The sequence below is a fragment of the Winkia neuii subsp. neuii DSM 8576 genome (genome assembly GCF_000420405.1).
GTDB lineage: Bacteria > Actinomycetota > Actinomycetes > Actinomycetales > Actinomycetaceae > Winkia > Winkia neuii.
In genome coordinates, this window is the sequence record NZ_ATUW01000002.1 from 284179 (window position 1) to 306289 (window position 22111).

A 22111-nucleotide genomic window follows, 5' to 3' on the forward strand; every position below is an offset into this window, starting at 1 on the left:
TTACCTGCCGATAAAATTGAGGGTTTCGTGGGCGCCGAGGCCTTCCAAAAACTCCGGGGTGAACTGGTCGTGCCCAACTAGTACCAGCGCCAAATCGTAGCCGGAGCCGGGATTGTCTGTATCTGCCAGCGTTACCCCGTCTGCCTGTAAAGCCTGCGGCAGCTCGGTGACGTTGGGCTCGTAGATGTCGAAGGTGGCCTGCCTGCCACTAACCAGTTCCTTGGCGATGCGCAGCGCGGGCGATTCGCGCAGATCGTCAATATTCGGTTTGAAGGCCAGCCCCAAGATTGCAATCTTCGGCCGGGCCACATTGCCGAGGGCGTCGGCCACTTTCTTGAGCACAAATTTTGGTTTAGCATCGTTTACTTCGCGCGCGGTCCCGATCAGACGGGCATTCTGGCGATCAGCTGCGACTATGAACCAGGGATCCACAGCGATGCAGTGCCCGCCCACGCCGGGGCCCGGACGCAGAATGTTCACGCGCGGGTGCTTGTTCGCCAAGTCGATCAGTTCCCACACGTCGATTCCCAACTTGTCAGCAATTAGCGACAATTCGTTGGCAAAGGCAATGTTGACGTCGCGGAAGGAATTTTCGACGAGCTTAGCCAGTTCGGCGGTCTTCGCATCGGTAGTGTGCACGTGGCCAGCACAAAAGGTGTCGTAGACCTCCTTGGCGCGCTGAGTCGCTTGCGGAGTCAGCCCCCCGATAATGCGATCGTTGGCCGTCATCTCGACCATGATGCGCCCCGGAAGGACGCGCTCAGGAGCGTGAGCAAACATTACGTGCCCCTCGCCCTCGCGCTTCAGATCCGGACGAGCGGCAAACACGCGCTCGGCCATGCGCTCGGTAGTAAGCGGCGGCGAAGTGGACTCCAAAATTACCAACTCGTTGCCCCGCAGCTGGGGGATTATCTTGTCGACCGCCGCATCTATGTAGGACAGGTCGGCCTCGTGCTCACCCTGGAATGGGGTGGGCACCGAAATGATGTACACATCCGAGGCCGGAGTTTCTTTTTGCGCGACGAGCCTGCCGGAATCAACAACCTCCTTGAGCGCTTTTTCGAGCCCCTCCTCGACAAAAGGCAACTTTCCGGCATTTACGAATTCCAAAGTGCGCTCTGAGACGTCGACTCCCGTCACTTTCCAGCCGTTTTGGGCCAGAACCACTGCGGTGGGCAGACCAATATAGCCGAGGCCAATTACGGCTAAAGAACCATGTTCGCGCATTCTTTTCCCTTCTGGTGGGACCTACATACTTCAGACTCCAATTCATGCGGGGAACACAAGCAAAGAGAGCCTTCAAGCAAACATGTTAGTATATTTTTTGCTCCCCTTCCCATCCGAAAGCGATAAAATGCCTAATAAACACCGCATCCTTGTGATATATGGCACCAGGCCAGAAGCGATTAAAGTCGCTCCTGTAATCCGAGCATTGCATTCAGCTGCAGATTTTTCCCCTATCGCAGTATCAACCGGCCAGCACAAAGAAATGCTCGAATCGGTAAACAAACTTTTTGACATTGAACCCGACTACGACCTGTCGGCCTTCGAAAAAGGACAGTCGCTGAACAAGCTTTCGGCAAAGATTTTCAAACGCCTTACTCCTATCCTCGCCGATACCTGCCCGGACGCTGTACTGGTGCAAGGTGACACCACCACTGTGGCAATCGCCGCCCTCGCCGCATTCAACATGCAGATTCCTGTAATTCACCTGGAGGCCGGGCTGCGCTCTGGAGACATGTTCTCGCCATTTCCTGAAGAGGCGAACCGCAAGATCACCACGCAGGTGTCTTCCCTAAACCTCGCCCCCACCGAGGTCTCTCGCAACAACCTGCTGCGCGAAGGGGTAAACCCCGACACCATTGCTGTCGTAGGCAACACAGTGATCGACGCACTCCTGCACGTACTAAAAAAGCCGGCTGCCTTTGCCGACGAACGCCTCCAGCGAATATACGACTCCAAGGCCCCCGTTTTGCTGCTCACCTGCCACCGCCGCGAAAACTGGGGAGAGCCCATGGAACACGTGGGCGAGGCCGTCCACCGCCTGGCGACGCACCTAAAAGATTGGCAAATCGTCTTCCCAGCTCACGCCAACCCCACCGTGCGCCAAACCATCGGCCCCCACCTCGAAGGCGACTCCAACGTGCTTATCTGCGAGCCGCTAAACTACAGCGAATTTTCCCACATGGAAGAACGCTCCCACCTAATCCTGTCCGATTCCGGCGGCGTCCAAGAAGAAGCCCCCGCCCTGGGCAAGCCCGTGCTTGTGCTGCGCGACAACACCGAGCGCCCCGAAGCCGTCCAATCCGGCACCGTGCGCCTGGTTGGAACCAATGCCGACAACATCGTTTCCGAAGCCCTGGCCCTCATCGAAAATCCCGAAAAGTACCAGGAAATGGCGCATGCCAAGAACCCCTTTGGGGACGGACATTCGGCGGCGCTGGCGCTTATGGCCATTCGCAAGCTGCTCAAGAAACCCCAGCCTGAGGTCGAAGAAGGGCCCACCACCGTGGAACTGCAGAAGAACTAACCCAGCTCGCCCCTGTTGGGGCGCCCGCAGTGGGCAAGAGTGGAGTTAGCCAAAATCTCGTAGTCGGAAATGTCCCACGTGTGAGTACCGCCCGTGCGCATCTGGGCAAAGCCGAAGCGCGAGGACGAGAATATTTTGCCCCCGGCCGCCGCCACCGCCTTGAGTAGCGCCGTGTCCTCGCCCCTAGTGCGGTCGGCGAAACCAATTTCTTCGACCAGCTCGCGCCTGGCCACGATTGTGGGCCCCGAGACAAAACTGGTGAAGCGGTGTTCAAACTCCCCAAAGCGCAAAACCGTCAGGTCGCGCCCCTTCAGGTACAGGTAGTGAGCGTGTTTGCCAACCAGGTCGGCCCCCGAATAGTCGCTGGCCACCAACTGTTCGAACAGATAGTACGGCGAATACAGGTCGTCGTCGTCCATCTTGGCCACCCACTCGCCCTCGGCGGCCTGCAAAATTTGGTTGTAGCAAGCCCCAAGGCTGTCCTGCGCATCCCCGTGCAACCAGGTTATCTGCAGATCTAAGTCCTTCGCTTTTCCCAGCTGAGGGTCGGAGGGCGAAAACCCGTGGGTTAGTATTACGGGCTGCACCTGCACTTCGCGTTGCGCGTGCAAATAATCGAGGACGTGGTCCACCTGGGCCGGGCGGTTAGTGGAAATCATGGCGGTAACCGTGGGCAGATGCCAACTGCTCCCTTCCAGCCCCACTGTTTCGAGTACCTGGTTTATTCGGTGGGCGTAGGTATGTTTTTGCCAGATTCGCCGCTGGGCCCGGTGCGTGATCTGGTCGCGCAACTCCTTGTCGTTTACTAATGCCCTCAGCGCATAACCGGCCTCGGGGCGCGAGGACACTTGTACCACTTCCTGTGGCGTGAAGAAGTTTTCTATTGCCGGCGAGGGCGCAGACACCACCGGGGTGCCACAAGCCGATATTTCAAAAATGCGGCGGGCGCACATTGACGGGGAACTCACCACGGAGTTGACGTTCAAGAACGCCTTGTACCGCCGGTAGGCGTGCAGCATTTGGGGATATGAGAGGGACCCAACCACTCGTTTGTCGAGCGGGGCTGGAAATTGGTAGCGGGAATCCCCGCCTAAATAGCGGCTGAAGATGTCGAGCCCTTTGGGCATGCGGGCGGACACGTCGTCCGCCGCCCCTAAAAGCATGTCCATTTGCTCGCGCCGTTCGGGGTACTTGTGCGCAAAGTACATGCCCGCAAAAGCGACATCTGAAAGCTCGGGCAGTTTTCCGCCCTCCGGCAATCTGATGGGATTGTGTATCGAAGGCTGGGCCGCAAAGGGTAGTACTCCCACCCGGTCATGGCCTAATTCGTGCCGGTAGCGTTCCAGCAGGGTTTCGTCGGTGGTGAAGACGTAGTCGAACAGTTTGGCAGTTTCGATGGCGTCCAGGTAGTGGGCCGGGTCTTCTTTGTTCCAAAATACGGTGGGAATGCCGGCCTCTTTACAATGCGCCACAAGCTGGCGCAGCTTGCTGGTGGGGGTTTTGTTTCCGACTACCATGAACCGCCACTTGTCGTTGTTGCCGTGCCAGGCAGATTCGACAAAGAGCAGGTCGACCTGATTCTGGGCGAGCTGGCTTTCGAATGCACCCGGCGTTAGTAGAACCTGCTCCCATTCGTAGCGGAGGGCCAGTTCCGAGAACTCGTCCAAAATTACTGCTGCCCGCACCTGGTGGCGCGGTTTGGTGGCAAGCGGGAGCGGCCAGGGGCCGGGCAGTTTTCTGTTCGTTTTCGCCGGCGCGGGCGCCTTTGTAGCCGCTATTTTTTGCCGCCGACGATGTTCTTTTAGCTCGCTCACCCCGCCGTGGCGCAGGTGCCAGAGGTCTTTTCGAAGCTCACCTAGGCCCATCTAGTTCACCCTCTTCGACAGTTGCGGAATCCCAGCTCCTGCTCCTTGCAAGTATTGGGGCAGGTTGTCTTCGGCCCACGCTTTAGCGAGCGGCTGCAGCACCTCGTAGTCCAGGTTCACTATGGATTGGCCGTCGGCGGAGGTGTCGGTACCGGTGTAGGGGGCGGTGATGAAAGTGACGTCTTTGGGGCGCACGTGGCGGGCGTCCTTAGCTAGGGAAAGCAGTTCGGAGGTGCCCAGGCCTTCGTCGAGTGTCATGTCCTGGGACGCCGTTTGGATGAGGTTCAAAGTTTTAGAGGGCGAAGACAGCACGTCCTCGGAAAATATTCCCGCCATTATGGCCCTCATCCAGGCCTGCTGTCGCTTCACCCGATCGAAGTCCCCGCCGGGCAAAGATTTGCGCTCGCGGACGAAGGCTAGCGCTTGCGTGCCGTTCATCTGTTGGGGCCCTCGCGTGGTTTCGATTTCTACGCTGCCGAGGGCGTCGGTTAGGGCCGAGAAGGTTTCGAAGTTCACTATTGCGAAGTGGTCAATTGGCACTCCGGTCAAGTCTTGCACGGTCTCGATAGCCAGGGACGGCCCCCCGTATGCAAAGGCGGCGTTTATTTTGGCTTTGCCGTGGCCGGGGATGTCTACCCAGGCGTCACGCGGAATCGACATTACGGTAACCGCATTGTGTTTGCGCGAAAATTGCACGAGCATCATGGCGTCCGTGCGTGCCCCTCCCCGGGCCCAGGAGGAGCGGTTCGAGGCGTCTAGGCGCACGTCTGAGCCTAGGACTAAGAAGTTGGTGGCATCAGCTGCGGCCGGTTTTGAAATGGTGGGGGCTTTGACTTTTACCCGCGAAATATTGCCGGTAACTGACGACGATAACCACCACAGTACCCCCGCGCACAGGAGCACTATTACGAGGGCGATTACCGCCAGGGTTTTCAGCACCCGGTGGGAACTCTTCGTTGGGGTGGAGTGAGATCCAGCCATGTTCTGCCTTCTTAGCTTCCGTAAATTCACTTGCGCATACTTGCGTACTGACTATAGCAATCCGTACCATAGAAAATACGCTCAAGAAGGTTTTTCTTGATTCCCCACCTACCTGTGACCAAATGCGAATACTGATTCTGTCGCAGCTGTGGGAGCCCGAGAGCGGGATTTCCCAGCGGCGCGCAAGCAAACTTACCCAGTGCCTGCTGGATGCTGGCCACGACATTACGGTCGTGGCTTCGCCGCCGCACTATCCCGGAGGCAAGTTGATTTCCCCTGCCCCGCAGCATCAGCCGGGGGGATTTGAACGCCGAGGGCCACATTACCGGATTTACCGTACGGCGTTTCGCGAACACGATTTTTCTTTGCCCTCCCGTATTGGCGACCAGGCCATATTCATGTGTTCAGCGTTTGCAAAGGCTTTTTCGCTCTGCCTAAAAAATCGCTACGGCCTGCTTATTTCCACTGCGCCGCCGATGCCGAACCTGTTTGCCCAGCGAGTACTTGCCGACATTTTTCGGCTACCTACTTTGGTGGACTTGCGCGATGCGTGGCCCGATCTTTTGGATTATTTGGGCGAGGGCAACACCCCCACGAGCGTACCTGCCAAAGTACGGGCCCAACTCATGGCCGCCCTGGGCGGAGTAACCAAGGTGGCTATGCGACGGTGTATCCGTCGAGCGGGGGCCCTTACGGTTACTTCCGCTGATTTTGCCGCCTCTTTGCGCGAGCGCACCCACTCCCACGTGGGGCTCGTGTACAACACGCTCGATGCCGCCCCCGCGGTGATCGCGGCTAACCGCCAGGTGGCCGGGGAGTTGCGAATCCTCTACGCGGGCAACATTGGACGCGCCCAGGGGCTCGGTACTGCCTTTGACGCCCTGCGCATCTTGCAGCGTCGGCAAATTCCGGTCAGGCTGCGTTTGGTTGGCGGCGGAGCCCACCTGCCTACGCTGCGCCGGCGCGCAAAAGAGGCGCAGCTACCAGTCGAATTCGTTTCCCGGGTGCGGCGGGAAGAACTGGGGGAACACTTCGAGTGGGCCCACACCGCACTCGTCACGTTGCGCGACTGGGAGCCTTTGCGCTCTACCGTCCCCTCAAAGCTCTTTGAAGATCTGTACCGGGGAATTCATGTGACGGTCAGCGCCAACGGGGAGTCGGCAAAAATAATCTCGGCTGCCCGAGCCGGCAGTGCCGTTCCCGCCGGCGACGGCCTGGCACTAGCCGACCTGTGGCAGGATCTCTACGAGCATCCTGCCCAACTGCAAGTGGGCGGGGCCGGACGCACCTGGATTAGCCAGCACGCTGCCTCTGCACAGCAGACGCGCAACTTTTTGGAGGCCGTGGCAGCGGCCACTCGCCCTCTAAAGCAGCGGGGGAAGGTTTAGCGCCGCCCGCACCTGCTTGTTCTGGTGGCGGTAGAAGCCTGGGACGTAGTGGTATGGCCCCGCTCCCCACTTGTGGTTTGGGTCGGCCACTTGCAGGTGCGCAGGGTAGGTGATGAACGTGACCGACGGGGTTAGTTTTTTCACGAGGGCGTAGGTGGCTGCCAAATTCTTATTTGCCCAGCTGATGGTTTTCCCGTTGGGCAACAATGCTCCGCTGGTGTCGCGCAGGGCCCAAAAGGCCCTATTTACTAGCACTTTCCCTAGGGGGGCTGCTGCCACTAAGCGCTGCCAGGCGGGCGCGAAAGCCTGCCAATACCGCTTTGAGGCCCATTTGGTAATTGCGTAATCTTTTGCTTTTAGCCCGGCTCGTTTCAGTTCAGTGGAGTAAGTGAAGTAACCGCCCCTGCCAGACAGCAGTGGGAAGCGTTCGTCCGCAAAATCTACTAACACTCCTCCGGAGGTGGAGTGGGCTAACGCCTGGGGGGCGCTGCGAGCTAAATCGTCCGCTACAACTCGGCGTTGAAACTGCGAAGGATTTGCCGACAGATCTAACCCGGCTAGGTAGGAGGGCTCCCTGTCGAAAGCTGAAGCCACGGAGGAGCGGGCAAAGTAGTGTCCCAGCTGCGCGGCCCCCGCATATTCGAAGGCGTCGCGGCTGACGCAAGATCCGAACACATCCACCTGCTGCGGTAAGGCCGGGGCAAAAACGTTCACGAATACGGGCTCGTTGCCCTTCCACTGGGCCAAAAATGGTCGCACTAGCTTCCCACGAGCGCCCTCGTAGGAAAAACGCACGTGGAAGTTCCCCCTGGGATCGGCCTGCACGTAGGTGTACCAAAAACCCGAGCGGGAATAGGCCATTCCCCCAACTGGATCGGCGCGCCCGCGGGTGGCCAAGCCGAGCAACACCTTTTGGCCGGCACCCATGAGCAGCTGCCCCCTGAGGTGGCCTCGGCCCTTCTCGTCGAGTCGCACCTGCAGGCCCATCCGCCCTAGCAGGTGGCTGTAGGGACCGCACCCGTTTTTTGGCGCGTACAGGCTATTGTGGACCGGCAACGCCCGCGGGTGGCTGCTTAAGAACTGTTGTAGCGCTGCTTCGCGCAAAAGACCTCCTCTTGTCTACTTCACGATAATAGAGGGCGAGCCCCACATTTTGGGTATCATCGATGCCATGATCGCCGCCGGACTGCCACCTGAGATTGCTCGCCGTTTAGACGCAGAGCTTTCCAAACTAACTGGTAGGGCCCGCTCGCAGGCGCCGGACCTATCCTATTTGCGCGGCAAAAGAGTACTTGTAACCGGCGCCGGCGGGTCTATAGGTTCCGAACTGGCACGCCAGCTGTGGCATGCCCAGCTAGAAGAATTAGTCTTGCTCGACCGCGACGAATCTGCCCTGCACGCCCTCCAGCTGCAGCTCGAAGGGCGAGCGCTCATGACTAGTGACGAATTGGCGCTTTGTTCCATTAGAGATTTAGATGCGCTGGAAAATATTTTTGCCGCCCACAGGCCCCAAATCGTTTTTCACGCCGCCGCGCTCAAGCATCTGCCACTACTCGAAAAATTCCCCGCAGAGGCCTACAAAACCAACACGCTCGGCACCGCCAACGTTTTGCAGGCAAGCCGGCATGCAGAGCGGCTGGTAAACATTTCCACGGATAAGGCGGCAGCCCCGTCCTCGGCGCTCGGAAAGTCAAAGTATCTGGCCGAAAGGCTCACCGCCGCCTATGGAAAGGGCAAAGCCTACGCCTCGGTTAGGTTTGGCAACCTGCTAGCATCGCGAGGCTCTGTGGTGCATTCGCTATACCACCAGATCGTTCGCGAGAGGCCCGTAACCATTACGCACCCGCAGGCGAAGCGCTACCTAATGACCATTTCGGAAGCCTGCAGTTTACTCCTCGAGGCGGCCCGCCTAGGCCGCGATGGGCAGGTCCTAGCTATGCGCATGGGTAACCAGGTCGGGGTTTTGGAGCTGGCGCGCACGCTCATGGACATACTTGGCCGGGAGGCGCCCGTAGAATATACCGGCTTGCGCGAGGGCGAAAAGCTTTCTGAACAGCTATTTTCCCCCACGGAACAGCCGGTTGCGGGCCCATGCCCCAACTTGCTCTCGTGCCAGGTGCCGCCCCTTCTGCCAGACCAGCTAAGCGGCCTCAGTACCAGTTGACCGACTGAGAATGCGACCAGGCCCCGCAGGGATCACCATAGCGGCCCGCAATATAGCCAAGCCCCCACTTGATCTGAGTGGCCGGATTAGTCCTCCAGTCTTCACCAGCCGACGCCATCTTTGACCCGGGCAGGGACTGGGGAATCCCATAGGCGCCCGAGCTGGAATTTTCAGCATGCACGTTCCAGTGCGACTCTTTGTTCCACAGGTTGATCAGACATGCCGTCTGGTCGGCTCCCCAACCGCGCTCAGAAACCATGGAAGCTGCAATTCGCTGGGCATCCTCGGGGCTGGCCTGCCCCTCGCTGGCACGACGCAATACGTCCTCGTCTACGCCCTCAGGAGCAGGCTTAGTTCCCACCTTAACGACTTCTGTTTCGGGTTCAGCGGTCTTTTGCTCGCTCAACTTCACAGAATGCACTTCCTCGCCATCGTGCTTCTCAAAGTAAATGGTGGAGGCAATATTTCCCTTTTTACCCTTGTGAAGGACTTTTTTGGTTCCGACGTACGCTTCTGGGTCGGGCTCAGCTTCAGTCTTAAAATCGATTTGCTTATTTTGGACACGAGTGCCGCGCTCAACTCTAGTGACTTTTACAGACATCTTCCCGTCCGAATAAGTAGCACGCACCTGATCTATTGGGCTCACTTTGACGCCAGCCTTAGCCAGAACCGTTGCAGCCTCAGCGCCCGAAGGGGCCTGCACGCTCTTAGTTTTCCCGTCGACCTCGACGGTTACGAGCTGGTCCTTAGAAACTAGCGGGACCGCATTGCCGGAGCCACCACTGCGCGAAACGGCCACTTGCACCTTTTCGTCTGTAGCAGCCAACGCCTTTACCGCATCCCCCGTAGAAGGTGCAGCCACCAAGGTCTGCTTCGGAGTGGAGTCAGATCCGCGCGAATAAGACACCGGCCTAGCCGAAGTAACCGACACCGTCTGCCCTTCCTCTAGGGAAGCCTCCTTCGCCGGCGTGACCTTGTCGAAGCGAGAAGTCTTCACCCCCGCAACCCGCAACGCATCCGAGACCGACTGCGAATACATCGACACCGGGCGCTTTACCCCATCCACGCTCACGTACACGTTCCGGTAGCTGGAGGCCACGGCTGTGCCTGCAGTAGCGACAACTGCCAGAGCCGCAGCGGAAGCCAGAATCGCCGGCCTGCGGACCGAAGGAGAGGACTTGCCAAAGAAAACCTCGGCCTTTGAAGCCTTAGCAGAGTGCTTACCCACTTACTCCCCCTACATCAATCCCAAAGATGCCGCACAACCGGGCCACTGCCCCCAGCCGGCCTGCTGTTGCAATTTCTGGGCCCTCATAGTCTGCTCGGCGGCCGAAGCGTCGGAAGGCAGGCCAGATCCACCCATTGCGTGCCAAGTGGAGGCAGTGAACTGGTAGAGGCCGTAGAAACCGTTACCGGTATTGGTAGCCGGGTTGCCCCCCGACTCGCACTGCGCCAGCTGCGCCCACACTCCAGCGGGAGCCGAACCGGTGCCCCGGCCCGGGCGAGCTGAGGATTCTTCAGAGTGCGAGCTAGTTTCCCGCTCGGCCTCTTTTTCTTCCTTAGTGCCCACGTGCACAACTTCTTCGACTAGCTCCTGGGTCTTCTTAGTGCTGAGCGGGGTTTCGTGAACTACCTTGCCGTTCTCGGTAACCTGGTAGCTGACCTTCTGCACTACCTCGTCTTTCCCCTGCTGGGTAACCTTAGTTTGGCCCTTGGGCAGATCCGCATCCTCGACCTTCTTAGTGGGATGCTTCTTGGTTACTTCGTCCTTGCTCACGGTACCGCGACCCACCCGCGTAACAGTGACGGTGGGGCCATCCTGGCCAGCACTCACCTGGGTACGGTCCAAAGGAGCCACCTTCACATTGGCAGCTGCGAGCACCTGGTCTACGGTCTGCCCAGCCTTGGCAGCAACCTTCTTCTTAGCGTCCCCATCCTGAATCAGAACCGAGGTACTCTTGGCAGAAATCGGCAGCGGGTCAGAAGTATTGGAAGGCCTTTTAGCGCTTACAGCCCCATTGCCCTGGGTAGCCGACACGTCCGAGATAGAGCGGGCGGCAGACTTTACTTGCTGCTCGCCCGAATCTTTGGCCACAGTGAAATCTTTGGCCCGGCGAATCTGAATTCGCTGCCCGGCGGATATTCCGCTGGCGCGGGCGGGGCTAACCGAGTCGGCCCTACCAACGGGAACCTGTGCGTCAGCCAACACCTCGTGCACATTCGAGCCCCAGGTAGAGACCGGGCGGGACACGCCGTCGACCTCGACAAGTACCTGTTTGTGGCCCATAGCTACCGCGGTGGCGGCCGTACCTACAACGGCCAAAGAAGCCACTGCCGCGGTAGCTGCTGCACGTTTAAAAACTTTGCTGTCAGTCATAGGTTCCTATCAAGTAAGTTTATCGAACGTATACGATCGTAACCATTTCGTGACATTTAGTCTATGGCAAAGTTATAAATAACGGTGTGAACCCGCCCTCGTAAAGCCGCTGAACTGGAAATTTACCCCAAAGAAACCGAATAAACCTGCACCGTGTTGGCAAGCAGCTGCCGGCAAGTTTGCGCCAATTCGTCAGCCAACACCTGCTCAGACTTCTCCATTGCCTTGCCAAGAGCGTCGTCGTCTTGAGTGGGCCCAACCCCGTCTGCAATAGCCCACAGTGCAGCGATCCGCCGCACTGTAAACGGCATTAGATAGGAGGCGTTAGGCTGGCCCCGATGCGCCTGAGCCGTCAAATATGGAGCATCCGTTTCCACCAGAACCAGCTCCCTGGGCAGCGCCAGGAGCGCTCGCCGCAGATGCTCATTGGCAGGGTAGGTAAGGGTACCCGAAAACGAGGCATACCAACCATTTTCGGCGAGCACCCGAGCCATTTCTTCGTCCCCGCTGTAGCAGTGAAACACGGTGCGGGCAGGGGCGCCCATGTCAAGAAGGGTTTCAATCGTGTCTGAGTGAGCCTCGCGATCGTGAATTTGCAACGGCAAATCCAATTCCTTGGCCAATTCGATGTGTGCCCTAAAGGATTCCAACTGATACTGCTTGCCCGCCTCGGAAGTGCGGTAGTAATCCAAGCCGGTCTCGCCTACCGCCACTACCCGCCGGTCGCGGCACAGCTGGCCCACGCGGGCAATTGCCTCCTCAAGCGAAACCTGGTGGTGGGCTTGCCTTTCATGGGTGAGCCCATCTGGAGACTTTTCTACAAACCCCGCATGGAGGGCGGCCTCGTTCGGATGAATAGCCAGGGCGGCCCACTGATTTTGCCCCAACTGGTCCAAAGTAGGCTCTAGCTCGGGCAGCTCGCATCCGGAAGTTATCATGCCAGCAACATTTACCTGCTTAGCCAACTGAACCTGCCGCTCCCTAGGCACGCGCACGCCCTCGGGATTGGGAATCTCGCCCTCGTGCAAAGGCAGGTGTGTGTGGTTGTCGATTACTGGCGACGGCAAGGCAATAGGAGCCTGCGCCCACCCTCGTTTGCGCCTAGATTTACCCATGGGCCTATTCTAGCCAACGCCGCTTTACCTGCTCCGAACAGGCAATGAATTCAGCCGCAGCAGGCGAAACTCGGCCCTTCGGATAAGCCAGCCCAAACTGCAGCTGATACGGAGGATCCACGGGAACTACCGCCACTTTCCCGGTCCAAGCCGCCGCCATAGGGGCCACATTCAGCGAGGCGCCCAAGCCGGCCTCCACCAGCAGGTAGGTGGTGTAAGAATCCGCCGACGTCAGCTTCACATCCGGGACTACCCCGCAATCTTTCAAGTACTGGTCCGCGTCCATGGCCGTTTCCAAATGGGTGCGCACGAAAGGCTGCCCATCAAAAACCTGCGCCGGCACCCGCTTCGCCCGCGCGTAAGGATGCCCGGGAGGCAACCATGCCACCAACTCCACATTCTGCAGGGCCAGCCAGCTAAATCCTTCGGCGCGCGAGGTGAGCAGGGCACAATCAACGCGCCCCTGTTCGAGAAGAGCAACTACCTGCGAAGTACCGCCCTCTTCAACGCGCATGTCAATGCCCGGATGCTTTTCAGCAAAAGCCACGGCAATGCGCGGAAGCCAAATTGCTGCCGCCGAATGTTTAGTGCCAACTGTTATCTCACCCACTTCCACACCGCGCAGACGGGAGGCGAGCTGGCTGGCCAAAGCGTGCGCACGCACCACCTGACGAGCGGCCGGCAGCAGCTTTGCGCCCTCGCTGGTCAAAGTAATGCCCTTCGAAGTACGCCGCAACAGCTCTAGGGACAGTTCCGCCTCCAGAGCGTTGACCAGGCGAATTATTCCCGAGGGCGTGTACCCCAGTTCCCTGGCCGCCCCCGAGAGAGAGCCCTGTTCCGCAGCGGCGACAAAGGCCAAATAGCGGGTTGAATCGGAGCTCACATCTACCCCCAAGCTAACTATAACAAACCATAATAGCCGGTGTTTCAGAATGGAGCTTCCATTATATCCGCCTCTACGACACTATTGAATGAACAGTTTTCCAGAAACATATTTACTGTTTTGCCAGAAAGGTATTCCCCGTGTGGTACAACTCCATCCTTGCCACCTACGACGGTTCCCCGTCCTCGAAGCACTCGGTTTCGGTGGCCACCCAACTAGCTAAAGAAAACCCGAGCTCCCGCCTCATTTTGCTGCACGTGGTTGCCCTGGGCACTGCGGCCATGGGCGGAGCTTCGCTGACTACCGAGGTGGTGGAGGCAGCTGAAGAAGCCCGGCGCTACCTCGATTCCGTTGCCGCCAAAGTAGAAGCAGAAACCAAAGTAGTTATTTTCAAAGGCGCCACAGCCGCCGATTCCATAGTCCGCATTGCCGGCAAATACCACTGCGACTTGATTGTTATGGGCTGCCACGGATCCGGCGGCTACAAAGGCTATCTAGGTTCGGTCTCCCACGCGGTGGTGGAAGCCGCCGGCGCAAACGTCTTGATCACCAAATACAGGAGCAAAAACTAGTGCCCGGCACAAAAATATTCACCAAACACTTTCTAGCCGGCACCTTCGCCAACTTTTTCGTCTATATCCAGTACTACGTCCTTATCGTGTCGGTAACGACCTACGCTAAAGAAACCTACGCGGCCTCTGTGTCTGCCGCTGGGTTTGCTGCCAGCATCTTCATTTTGGGGGCTCTGCTAGCCCGCTTCGTGAGCCCGGTCGTTATGAAGACGCTCGGGCGCCGGCGAACCTTGCTGACAGGTCTGGCCCTGGTGGTGCTTTCCTGCCTAGCCTACCTGGTGACGAATTCTCTGCTTGCACTGCTACTGATTAGGGCTCTGCACGGGGTGGCCTACGGCATTTCCCAAACCGCGGTTACATCACTGGTGACCGCACGCATCCCCATATCTCACCACGGCGAGGGCATCGGCTACTTCATGCTCTCAATTACCGTCGGATCCGCCATCGGCCCCTTCATCGGGACGGTTGCAATGCACATACTAGGGTTCAACACACTCTTTTTGATTTGTGCCGCAGTTTCGGTTCTTGCCCTCCTTTGTGCGCTAGCCATGGGCCCCGAGCAAGCCAAACTGCGCAGTGCGACCGAGGCCGAAAATACCACCAAAAAGCTAGCCTTTACTACCTTTGTGGAACCCAGCGCACTGCCAATCTCTACAGTCACCGCCCTAATCTACTTTGGCTACGGGGCGGTGCTGACCTACCTCAATTCCTTTGCTGCAGAGCAAGGTCTGGTAGAAGCTGCCGGCATTTACTTCGTGATCTACGCGCTAATCATGTTCGTCACCCGCCCGCTCACCGGGCGCCTGTTCGACCGCCGCGGAGACCTTCCAGTAATGGTGCCCGGCTACAGCGCCATGGTGGTCGGGCTAGCAGTGCTAGCTGCAGCCACCAACTCATTCCTGCTGCTGGCAGCGGCTGCGCTCATGGGCTTTGGCATCGGCGCTTCCCAGCCAGCAGGGTTGGCCTTGGCAATCAAAAATGCTCCGGATAGCCAACTCGACGTTGCCAACTCCACCTACTTCGTGTTCATGGATGCCGCCATCGGGGTTTGCCCGCTAGTTCTGGGGTGGATGGTCCCCACCTTCGGCTACCGCGGCCTATATCTGGCAGTCACAGCGATTGCCGCCCTAGCCCTGGGCGCCTACCTGGCAGGCAAGAGAGCCCACAAAATCTAGCTAGCATCCACACAGTGACAAGGGGGCCTCCAGCCAGCTGGCTGGAGGCCCCACTCCTTTACTCCCACTCAATAGTTCCGGGCGGTTTGGAGGTGCAATCCAAAACCACTCGGTTCACCTGGGGGACCGCGTTAGTAATGCGTGTGCTTATGCGGGCCAGCACGTCGTAGGGAAGCCTCGTCCAGTCTGCCGTCATGGCGTCCTCGGAAGAAACCGGGCGCAGCACGATCGGATGCCCGTAAGTGCGTCCGTCACCTTGCACCCCCACCGAATGGACATCTGCTAGCAGCACCACCGGGCACTGCCAGATCTGCCGATCCAGGCCAGCCTTAGTCAATTCCTCGCGAGCAATTAGGTCGGCGGCACGCAAGATCTGAAGACGCTCCTTGGTGACCTCGCCAATAATGCGAATCCCCAGCCCAGGACCCGGGAACGGCTGACGCCACACAATGTTCTGGGGTACCCCTAAGGTGAGACCAATCTGGCGTACCTCGTCTTTGAACAACGTGCGCAACGGTTCGATCAACTCGAAGTTGAGATCCTCGGGCAAGCCCCCCACATTGTGGTGCGACTTGATGTTAGCTGCCCCCTCGCCCCCGCCGGACTCAACTACGTCCGGGTACAAGGTGCCCTGTACCAAAAACTTGATTGGGGCGCCCTCGGCTCCCGCTTTGCGCACCAAATCCAGCTGAGCTGCCTCAAAGGAGCGAATGAACTCGCGACCGATAATCTTGCGCTTGGTTTCGGGATCAGAAACGCCCTGCAGAGCAGTAAGGAAACGCTCGGACTCGTCAACCGTGACGATCTTGATGCCAGTCGAAGCCGCATAGTCGTGTTCCACCTGTTCGTGCTCGCCCGCACGCAGCAAGCCGTGGTCTACAAAAATACAGGTCAATTGGTCGCCAATAGCCTTGTGCACCAACGCCGCAGCAACCGAGGAATCCACCCCACCCGACAGCCCACAGATGACCTGCGCATCGCCAACCTGGGCACGGATCTTCTCCACCTGGGTGTCAATAATGGAAGCAGAAGTCCAATCCCCTGCCAAGCCGGCGCCCTCGTAAAGGAAGTGCTCAAGCGCCTTTTGCCCGAATTCGCTGTGATGCACCTCGGGGTGCCACTGCACCCCGTACAGGCCGCGTTCGCGATCTTCAAAGGCAGCCACCGGGGTCTCGGCAGTAGAGGCGGTAACCGTAAAGCCCTTGGGAGCCTGCTGCACCGCGTCGCCATGGCTCATCCACACGGCCTGCGCCTGCGGAGTACCCCCCAGCAGCAAGCCGCCGTCACCTTCGAGACGAACCTCAGTATGGCCATACTCGCGAGTGCCGGTCTTGCCGACCTTGCCCCCAAGTTTGGCGGCCATTGTCTGGAAACCATAGCAGATGCCGAGCACGGGCACGCCAGCAGAAAAGATTTCCGGATCAATACTGGGGGCGCCCTCGGCGTACACCGAAGAAGGCCCGCCAGACAGAATAATCGCGGCCGGATTCTTAGCCAACATGTGCGCCGCATCCATAGTGTGCGGCACGATCTCGGAATAGACGCGAGCTTCGCGCACCCTGCGCGCAATCAACTGCGCATACTGGGCTCCAAAATCAACCACCAGGACGGGGCGTTCAGTAATACTTGAAGTCACAGGTACATGTTAGCCCGGCGCGGGCACGCGTGCACCATCCCCCACCAGTTACTTTTTCCATAGCCTACGCCGTGTCGAGCGCCGGGCCACCAGGGTGGGTTCGATCATTTCGGAACGCCCTGGTGCCTTGCGATCCCGCTGGCGCGATTCGATCATTTGCACGGCCCCCCGCGCCATGCGCGCCAGCCCCTGATCTATCGAGGTCAGCTCCAGCGAATAGAACGAGGCCAACGCCGTGTTGTCGTAGCCAGTCACCCCCACGTCTACCCCTAAGGACATGCCTCTGGACATGATCTCGACGGCAGCCTCGAAAGCTATCTGGTCGTTGTGACAAATAAATGCCACATCGGTGGAGTTGAAAATGTCGAAAGCCTGCAACACGGCCTCGGAGACGCGCCCGGTAACGGTAATGGTTACCGCCTCGTCGGCCCTGCCCATTTTCTTCATAGCCGCCAAGAATCCGCTTTGGCGCCTATTAGCTGAAGTTTGGGGGATGTCGGCGTCCTCGTCCTCTAAAAACACGATGTGCTTATAACCGGCCTCAACCGCATGCTCGGTGGCAAGAGCCTCCCCCCTGGCGTCGTCGCACAATACCGCGTCTACCATTCCCTTAGCCGGAGGGCGGTTGAGTAGGCAGACGGGCACCAACTCACCAATTTTCAAAATAGCCTCGGGGGACAGAAGCGAACCGGTCAAAATTAGCCCGTCGGCACCCATCTCGATAAAGCGGTCAATTACAGAGCGTTCCACTTCCAAGACCGAAGCCGACGACCCGATGAGCGGGGTCAGATTGCGTTCAGATGCGGCAACGCGGATGGCGTCGGCAAGGTCCCCGAAGAAGGGGTTCGAAAAGCCGGGCGTAACGAGCCCGATTGTGCGGGTGCGTCGCTCCACTAGGGCCCGGGCAGCAGCGTTGGGTCGATACCCCAAAGTGGCCATGGCCTCTTGGACGGCTCGGCGTTTTGCAGCTGAGACATGTTTATCCCCACGCACTACCAGGGATACGAGTTGCCTAGAAACTCCTGCTAGGTCAGCAACGTCTTGTTGGGTTGGCTGCATAGTTTTAGTCTACCTGCCGCGCCGCCCTAAAACCTGCGGAGGTGGGGGCACCACGCGCGCCACCCCAACCGTGGCCAGCGCATCTACTGCCGCCATGGCAAAGAACGCCACCCCCGCCCCAAAATGGTCCGCCACCAGCAAAAACAATCCCAAGGACAGCCCTAACACTACCAGCGAAGTGGCATTGGCCCGCGCCCTCACAGGCCCGGGAGTATGCGCTCTGGTCAGGGAATTTGAGGCGGGGAACATCACCATGATCACAATCAGAGTGTGCGCAAAGAAGATCGCAGCTACCAGCGTCCACGCCCCCCAAAAGTGCGGAACAACCACCGCGAAGGTGAGCCCGAGCGCAAGTAAAGCCACTATCGAAGTCACCCCTCCCACCAGCAGACTCTGCCGCCGCGAGGTACCCAGCGCCAAAGACTCGGGCAAGAATCCGTAGACCCTAAAGATCAGCCCGAACAGGGCGCAGGCTACAGCCCCCATGCCCACGATCACCGAGATGGTCATAGAGGTTCCCGTCCACGAACAAATAGCGATTCCGAACAAGAAAATAATGCCCGCCCCAGTCGAATGCAGCCCAAAGGCGGCAACGATCGCCGACCGAGTCATAATTTTTTGCCGCGGCGAGGAATACTGCGCTTTGCGCCTGCCTACAGTCTCGTCGGTTACCGAAGCCAGGATTTCCATGCGCCCAAATTCGCGGGCAATCCTCGCTGCAGAACCAGAACGGATCTTTACGAGGGCGGCTAGCGCCTGCTCGCCTTTGTGTTGGCGGATGAGCAGCACGGGCGATTCGGGGCCCACAAAACTAGCTCCCGCCCCCACTAGGGCAGGCAGTACCGGAAAGAAGAAAAGCGGGCTAGGACCGGACAAAAAAGAAGGCATGTCGACTGTTTCTATTTCGTTCAGCCACGCCCAGGTGGCAGTAATTGACAGGCCCAGCAAAATTCCGGACAGCAACCCCAGATCGCCGATCACGTAAAACCGTCCGCGCAAGGTGGAGGGCATAATTTGGCGAATATATTTGCCCGCCGCACTAACTGCCGCCCCGCAAGCTGCTCCACCTACCACGACTGCGCCCTCGAGGGCCCAAAAAGTAGGCTGCACCGCAGCTAGCAAGAGCGCTAACGCTGCCACAACCATCGCTAGCGACACCAGCTTGCGCGAAGAGATCCCCTTCTCGTCCAGATTCTGGGATAGGTAAATCCCGGGTGCGGCAGCCAAAAATGCGCTCGTAACTAAAGCCGCTTGTTCAAATACTGAAATACCCGCGTAGTTGAAATATTTGAGCAGGGGCATGCAGGCCCCCAGGGTCGAAATAATCCATCCGACAGTAATCATTACCAGCACAAACTGTGCCATCACCCGGGGTCGGCCTACGCGAACAGCGTCCGCTTTTAGCTCCTCAATGTGGTGTACCAAACTGGCTCTTTCAGCCACTCCCACTCCTCACACCGTTTGTCAATACAATTAGATTACCTAATCAGTCCGCAAAAGTGATTATTTCGAAGCAAAAATTAGCGCAAAATGAGTGACCAAAGGCGCGTCCTATTTTTTTCCTGCGCCTTCCCGAAACAGTTACAGTTAGCACTGGAAGCTAATCTCTACGAGGAGAAGTAATGACTCGGATCCACGTGCTACCCGTTGACACGTCGTTTACTGTCAGCCCCATCGCTGACAAGATCGCCCAGAAACTAAACTCTACCCCAGCCCGCCCCTACGCCGAGGGGGAATGGTTCCTGCAAGCCAAGTCCTTGCGCGCAAAGGCAATTCCTGCTCTAGCTGACGCAAAGGTAGTTGACGGCACTGTTGCCACCTCCTACTCGGGCCTGTCACTGCTGGCCACCCAGGCGGGCGTCGCCGCTGACGATTCTGCGACCGTCCTGCTCGTGGTAGATGGTTCTAAGACTAAGAATCCCGAAGGGGCAATCGCAGCGGCCCGCAAAGTCGTCGAAGACTCGCACGCTTCCGTAGCCGGAACCCTCTACGTCGGCGGCCAGGCTCCCGCCTCGGAAAACGTGTTTGCCGCCCAGAGCACCGACATATCCGACGAATTGGCCGAAAAGCTTGCCGCTCTTACCCAAACTGCCGGCTCTGGGGTAGTCACCCCCGGCGCTTTTAAGGCTGGCTTCATCAAGCAGGCCAAGTCGCAGCTGCGCACCATCGTCCTGCCCGAGCCCGACGATCTGCGGGTACTCCAAGCCGCCGCTACCGTCCTCGAAATGGGCACTGCCAACCTGGTTCTACTGGGCGAGGAAGCAGACATCAAGGCTGCCGCGGACAAAGAAGGCCTCGACATTTCAGCCGCCCAGATCGTTTCCCCCAAAGATCCGGAGCGCATTGACCGCTACGCCCAGATTCTGTACGAAGCTCGCAAGCACAAGGGCGTCGACCTCGAAAAAGCCAAGTCGATGTTGGCAGACGTTTCTTACTTTGGCACTTTGATGATTGCTGCCGGCGAGGCCGACGGCATGGTTTCCGGCGCCGTCCATACAACGGCCGAAACCATTCGCCCCGCTCTGCAGATCATCAAGACTAAGCCCGGCACTTCTACAGTGTCCGGGTCTTTCTTTGTTCTTCTCGAAGATCGCGTGCAGCTATACGCCGACTGCGCGGTAACTATCGACCCCACTTCGGATCAGCTTGTCGACATCGCTGCCGCTTCCGCCGATACCGCAAAGAACTTCGGGATGGACCCGAAGGTCGCCCTCATTTCCTACTCCACCGGCGATTCGGGCAAGGGCCCAACCGTGGACAAGGTCAAAGAGGCCATGGCTAAAATCAAGGATTCCCACCCCGAATTAGTTGTCGACGGACCGTTGCAGTTCGACGCTGCCTTCGATCCGACAGTTGCGGCTAAGAAGCGCCCCGGCTCCCCCGTAGCGGGGCAGGCGAACGTGTTTGTGTTCGTCAACCTGGACCAGGGCAACTGCACGTACAAGGCGGTCCAGCGCACGGCTGGGGCCACCGCAATTGGACCGATCTTGCAGGGTATGAAGAAGCCTGTAAACGACCTGTCCCGCGGAGCAACCGTAGACGACATTGTGAACACCGTTATCCTCACCGCCATCCAGGCGCAGGAAAAGTAATCCCTACAGATAAAAGGAGAAGTGCTCTATGGCACGCACCGTTCTAGTAATTAACTCCGGTTCGTCCTCGATCAAGTACCAGCTACTCGATCCCGACACCGGGGAAGTACATGCCAAGGGCCTGTGCGAAAGGATCGGCGAGAAGGAAGCCCACATTGCCCACAAGTACAACGGGCAGACTACCGATGTGAACGAGCCTATCGCGGACCACGGTTTCGGCCTTTCCGAGATTCTGCGCCTCTTCGACGAGGTCGGCCCCTCCATTGCCGATGCCAACGTCGTGGGTGTTGGTCACCGCGTAGTTCAAGGTGGCAAGTACTTCGACGGACCGGCTTTGGTTACTGACGAGGTTCGCCAGAAGATCGAAGAGTTGTGCCCGCTGGCACCGCTGCACAACCCCGCCAACTTGGCCGGTATCGACGTAGCTAAGAAGCTGCTGCCCGACGTGCCCCACGTAGTAGTTTTCGACACCGCCTTCTTCCAGACGCTGCCGGCGGAGGCCTCCACCTACGCTATTGACCAAGACGTTGCCGAAAAGTACGAGATCCGCCGCTATGGCGCCCACGGCACCTCGCACCGTTTCGTCTCGGGCCGAGTCAGCGAGATTCTGGGCCGGAACGATCTGAAGCAGATTGTGTTGCACCTGGGCAACGGTGCTTCGGCCTCGGCAGTTGTAAACGGCAAGGCCGTAGATACCTCCATGGGGCTGACCCCGCTCGAGGGGCTAGTTATGGGTACCCGCACCGGCGACATCGACCCGGCAGTTGTGTTCCACCTTTCCCGCCAGGCGGGCATGTCCACCGACGAGCTGGATACGCTGTTCAACAAGAAGTCCGGCCTGCTCGGCCTGTGTGGCGACAACGACATGCGCACCGTGCGCGACCTAGCGGACGAAGGCAATCAGAAGGCCCGAGCCGCCCTCGACGTGTACCTGCACCGGCTGGTCTCCTACATCGGCCGCTATTACGCTGTAATGGGCGGACTGGACGTTATTACGTTCACCGCCGGCGTTGGCGAGAATGATGTCGACATCCGCCGCGAGCTGTGCGAGCGGCTAGCATTCATGGGCATCGAACTGGATCAGGAAGCCAACAAGGTCCGCGGCGACGACCCGCGCACCATCTCGACTCCGGAATCCAAGATCACCGTAATGGTTGTTCCCACCAACGAAGAACTATCCATTGCCCAACAGGTTATGGAGATCGCGCAAAAGTAACTGAGCGTATATAAGATCCGGCCTCCCACCTTTTCCGCGGCGGGAGGCCGGATCTATT

Annotated in this window: 18 protein-coding genes; 7 read left to right on the plus strand and 11 right to left on the minus strand. The window is 58.6% G+C overall.

The annotated features are described in order from the left end of the window. Positions 1-1227, minus strand: a complete 1227-nt coding sequence (wecC, locus tag G437_RS0103055) for a UDP-N-acetyl-D-mannosamine dehydrogenase (protein ID WP_024331126.1) — start codon at positions 1225-1227, stop codon at positions 1-3. Positions 1228-1354: 127 nt separating this feature from the next. On the opposite strand from wecC, the gene wecB reads away from it, so the two are divergent. Further along, the gene (gene wecB, locus G437_RS0103060) at positions 1355-2530 is read left to right on the plus strand and encodes a non-hydrolyzing UDP-N-acetylglucosamine 2-epimerase (RefSeq protein ID WP_024331127.1); all 1176 of its coding nucleotides are present in this window, start codon (positions 1355-1357) and stop codon (positions 2528-2530) included. On the opposite strand, the gene G437_RS0103065 is transcribed toward wecB, so the two are convergent. Both G437_RS0103065 and G437_RS0103070 read right to left on the minus strand, forming a co-directional pair. Continuing rightward, complete coding sequence (locus G437_RS0103065; RefSeq protein ID WP_024331128.1) at positions 2527-4395, minus strand: glycosyltransferase family protein; 1869 nt, start codon at positions 4393-4395, stop codon at positions 2527-2529. The genes wecB and G437_RS0103065 overlap by 4 nt on opposite strands. Further along, a complete protein-coding gene (locus tag G437_RS0103070) occupies positions 4396-5376 on the minus strand; it encodes an LCP family protein (protein WP_024331129.1) in 981 nt (326 codons plus the stop codon). Between the two features lie 122 nt (positions 5377-5498). On the opposite strand from G437_RS0103070, the gene G437_RS10880 reads away from it, so the two are divergent. Further along, positions 5499-6764, plus strand: a complete 1266-nt coding sequence (locus tag G437_RS10880; RefSeq protein WP_024331130.1) for a glycosyltransferase family 4 protein — start codon at positions 5499-5501, stop codon at positions 6762-6764. On the opposite strand, the gene G437_RS0103080 is transcribed toward G437_RS10880, so the two are convergent. After that, positions 6741-7751 carry a DUF6270 domain-containing protein gene (locus G437_RS0103080; RefSeq protein ID WP_024331131.1) on the minus strand — a complete coding sequence of 337 codons (1011 nt, stop codon included), beginning with the start codon at positions 7749-7751 and terminating at the stop codon, positions 6741-6743. The genes G437_RS10880 and G437_RS0103080 overlap by 24 nt on opposite strands. Positions 7752-7917: 166 nt before the next feature. Here G437_RS0103080 and G437_RS0103085 point away from each other — a divergent pair, with 166 nt between their 5' ends. Continuing rightward, the gene (locus G437_RS0103085) at positions 7918-8928 is read left to right on the plus strand and encodes a polysaccharide biosynthesis protein (RefSeq protein WP_231782345.1); all 1011 of its coding nucleotides are present in this window, start codon (positions 7918-7920) and stop codon (positions 8926-8928) included. On the opposite strand, the gene G437_RS0103090 is transcribed toward G437_RS0103085, so the two are convergent. From G437_RS0103090 to G437_RS0103105, 4 genes are all read right to left on the minus strand, one after another. Then, entirely contained in the window at positions 8915-10156 is a 1242-nt protein-coding gene (locus G437_RS0103090) for an aggregation-promoting factor C-terminal-like domain-containing protein (RefSeq protein WP_024331133.1), read from the minus strand. The genes G437_RS0103085 and G437_RS0103090 overlap by 14 nt on opposite strands. A 9-nt stretch (positions 10157-10165) precedes the next feature. Further along, positions 10166-11305: a resuscitation-promoting factor gene (locus tag G437_RS11600; RefSeq protein ID WP_024331134.1), complete on the minus strand. Its 1140-nt coding sequence runs from the start codon at positions 11303-11305 to the stop codon at positions 10166-10168. A 122-nt stretch (positions 11306-11427) separates the two neighbouring features. Then, positions 11428-12420, minus strand: a complete 993-nt coding sequence (locus G437_RS0103100) for a TatD family hydrolase (protein WP_024331135.1) — start codon at positions 12418-12420, stop codon at positions 11428-11430. 4 nt (positions 12421-12424) lie between these two features. After that, the gene (locus tag G437_RS0103105; protein WP_024331136.1) at positions 12425-13303 is read right to left on the minus strand and encodes a LysR family transcriptional regulator; all 879 of its coding nucleotides are present in this window, start codon (positions 13301-13303) and stop codon (positions 12425-12427) included. 140 nt (positions 13304-13443) lie between these two features. On the opposite strand from G437_RS0103105, the gene G437_RS0103110 reads away from it, so the two are divergent. Next, the gene (locus G437_RS0103110) at positions 13444-13875 is read left to right on the plus strand and encodes a universal stress protein (protein ID WP_024331137.1); all 432 of its coding nucleotides are present in this window, start codon (positions 13444-13446) and stop codon (positions 13873-13875) included. Continuing rightward, positions 13875-15050, plus strand: coding sequence for an MFS transporter (locus G437_RS0103115; protein ID WP_024331138.1), 1176 nt, complete (start codon positions 13875-13877; stop codon positions 15048-15050). Before G437_RS0103110 ends, G437_RS0103115 begins: the two co-directional genes overlap by 1 nt. 58 nt (positions 15051-15108) lie before the next feature. Here G437_RS0103115 and guaA read toward each other — a convergent pair whose 3' ends face one another. The 3 genes from guaA to G437_RS0103130 are packed head-to-tail and all read right to left on the minus strand — an operon-like array spanning position 15109 to position 19188. Beyond that, positions 15109-16686, minus strand: coding sequence for a glutamine-hydrolyzing GMP synthase (gene guaA, locus G437_RS0103120; RefSeq protein ID WP_024331139.1), 1578 nt, complete (start codon positions 16684-16686; stop codon positions 15109-15111). 48 nt (positions 16687-16734) lie between these two features. Beyond that, positions 16735-17745, minus strand: coding sequence for a LacI family DNA-binding transcriptional regulator (locus G437_RS0103125; protein ID WP_024331140.1), 1011 nt, complete (start codon positions 17743-17745; stop codon positions 16735-16737). A 9-nt stretch (positions 17746-17754) separates the two neighbouring features. Next, the gene (locus G437_RS0103130) at positions 17755-19188 is read right to left on the minus strand and encodes an MFS transporter (RefSeq protein ID WP_024331141.1); all 1434 of its coding nucleotides are present in this window, start codon (positions 19186-19188) and stop codon (positions 17755-17757) included. A gap of 179 nt (positions 19189-19367) precedes the next feature. Here G437_RS0103130 and pta point away from each other — a divergent pair, with 179 nt between their 5' ends. Then, positions 19368-20837: a phosphate acetyltransferase gene (gene pta, locus G437_RS10495; RefSeq protein ID WP_024331142.1), complete on the plus strand. Its 1470-nt coding sequence runs from the start codon at positions 19368-19370 to the stop codon at positions 20835-20837. Positions 20838-20865: 28 nt separating this feature from the next. Further along, the gene (locus G437_RS0103140; protein WP_024331143.1) at positions 20866-22053 is read left to right on the plus strand and encodes an acetate/propionate family kinase; all 1188 of its coding nucleotides are present in this window, start codon (positions 20866-20868) and stop codon (positions 22051-22053) included. The last annotated feature ends 58 nt before the right edge of the window (positions 22054-22111 follow it).

Excerpts from the sequence above, each read along its gene's own strand:
- G437_RS0103100 (WP_024331135.1), bottom strand. The coding sequence starts at position 12,420 with ATGGGTAAATCTAGGCGCAAACGAGGGTGGGCGCAGGCTCCTATTGCC.
- G437_RS0103065 (WP_024331128.1), bottom strand. The coding sequence starts at position 4,395 with ATGGGCCTAGGTGAGCTTCGAAAAGACCTCTGGCACCTGCGCCACGGC.
- pta (WP_024331142.1), top strand. The coding sequence starts at position 19,368 with ATGACTCGGATCCACGTGCTACCCGTTGACACGTCGTTTACTGTCAGC.
- G437_RS0103070 (WP_024331129.1), bottom strand. The coding sequence starts at position 5,376 with ATGGCTGGATCTCACTCCACCCCAACGAAGAGTTCCCACCGGGTGCTG.
- G437_RS11600 (WP_024331134.1), bottom strand. The coding sequence starts at position 11,305 with ATGACTGACAGCAAAGTTTTTAAACGTGCAGCAGCTACCGCGGCAGTG.
- G437_RS0103125 (WP_024331140.1), bottom strand. The coding sequence starts at position 17,745 with ATGCAGCCAACCCAACAAGACGTTGCTGACCTAGCAGGAGTTTCTAGG.
- G437_RS0103080 (WP_024331131.1), bottom strand. The coding sequence starts at position 7,751 with ATGGGCCTGCAGGTGCGACTCGACGAGAAGGGCCGAGGCCACCTCAGG.
- G437_RS10880 (WP_024331130.1), top strand. The coding sequence starts at position 5,499 with ATGCGAATACTGATTCTGTCGCAGCTGTGGGAGCCCGAGAGCGGGATT.
- G437_RS0103140 (WP_024331143.1), top strand. The coding sequence starts at position 20,866 with ATGGCACGCACCGTTCTAGTAATTAACTCCGGTTCGTCCTCGATCAAG.
- wecC (WP_024331126.1), bottom strand. The coding sequence starts at position 1,227 with ATGCGCGAACATGGTTCTTTAGCCGTAATTGGCCTCGGCTATATTGGT.
- wecB (WP_024331127.1), top strand. The coding sequence starts at position 1,355 with ATGCCTAATAAACACCGCATCCTTGTGATATATGGCACCAGGCCAGAA.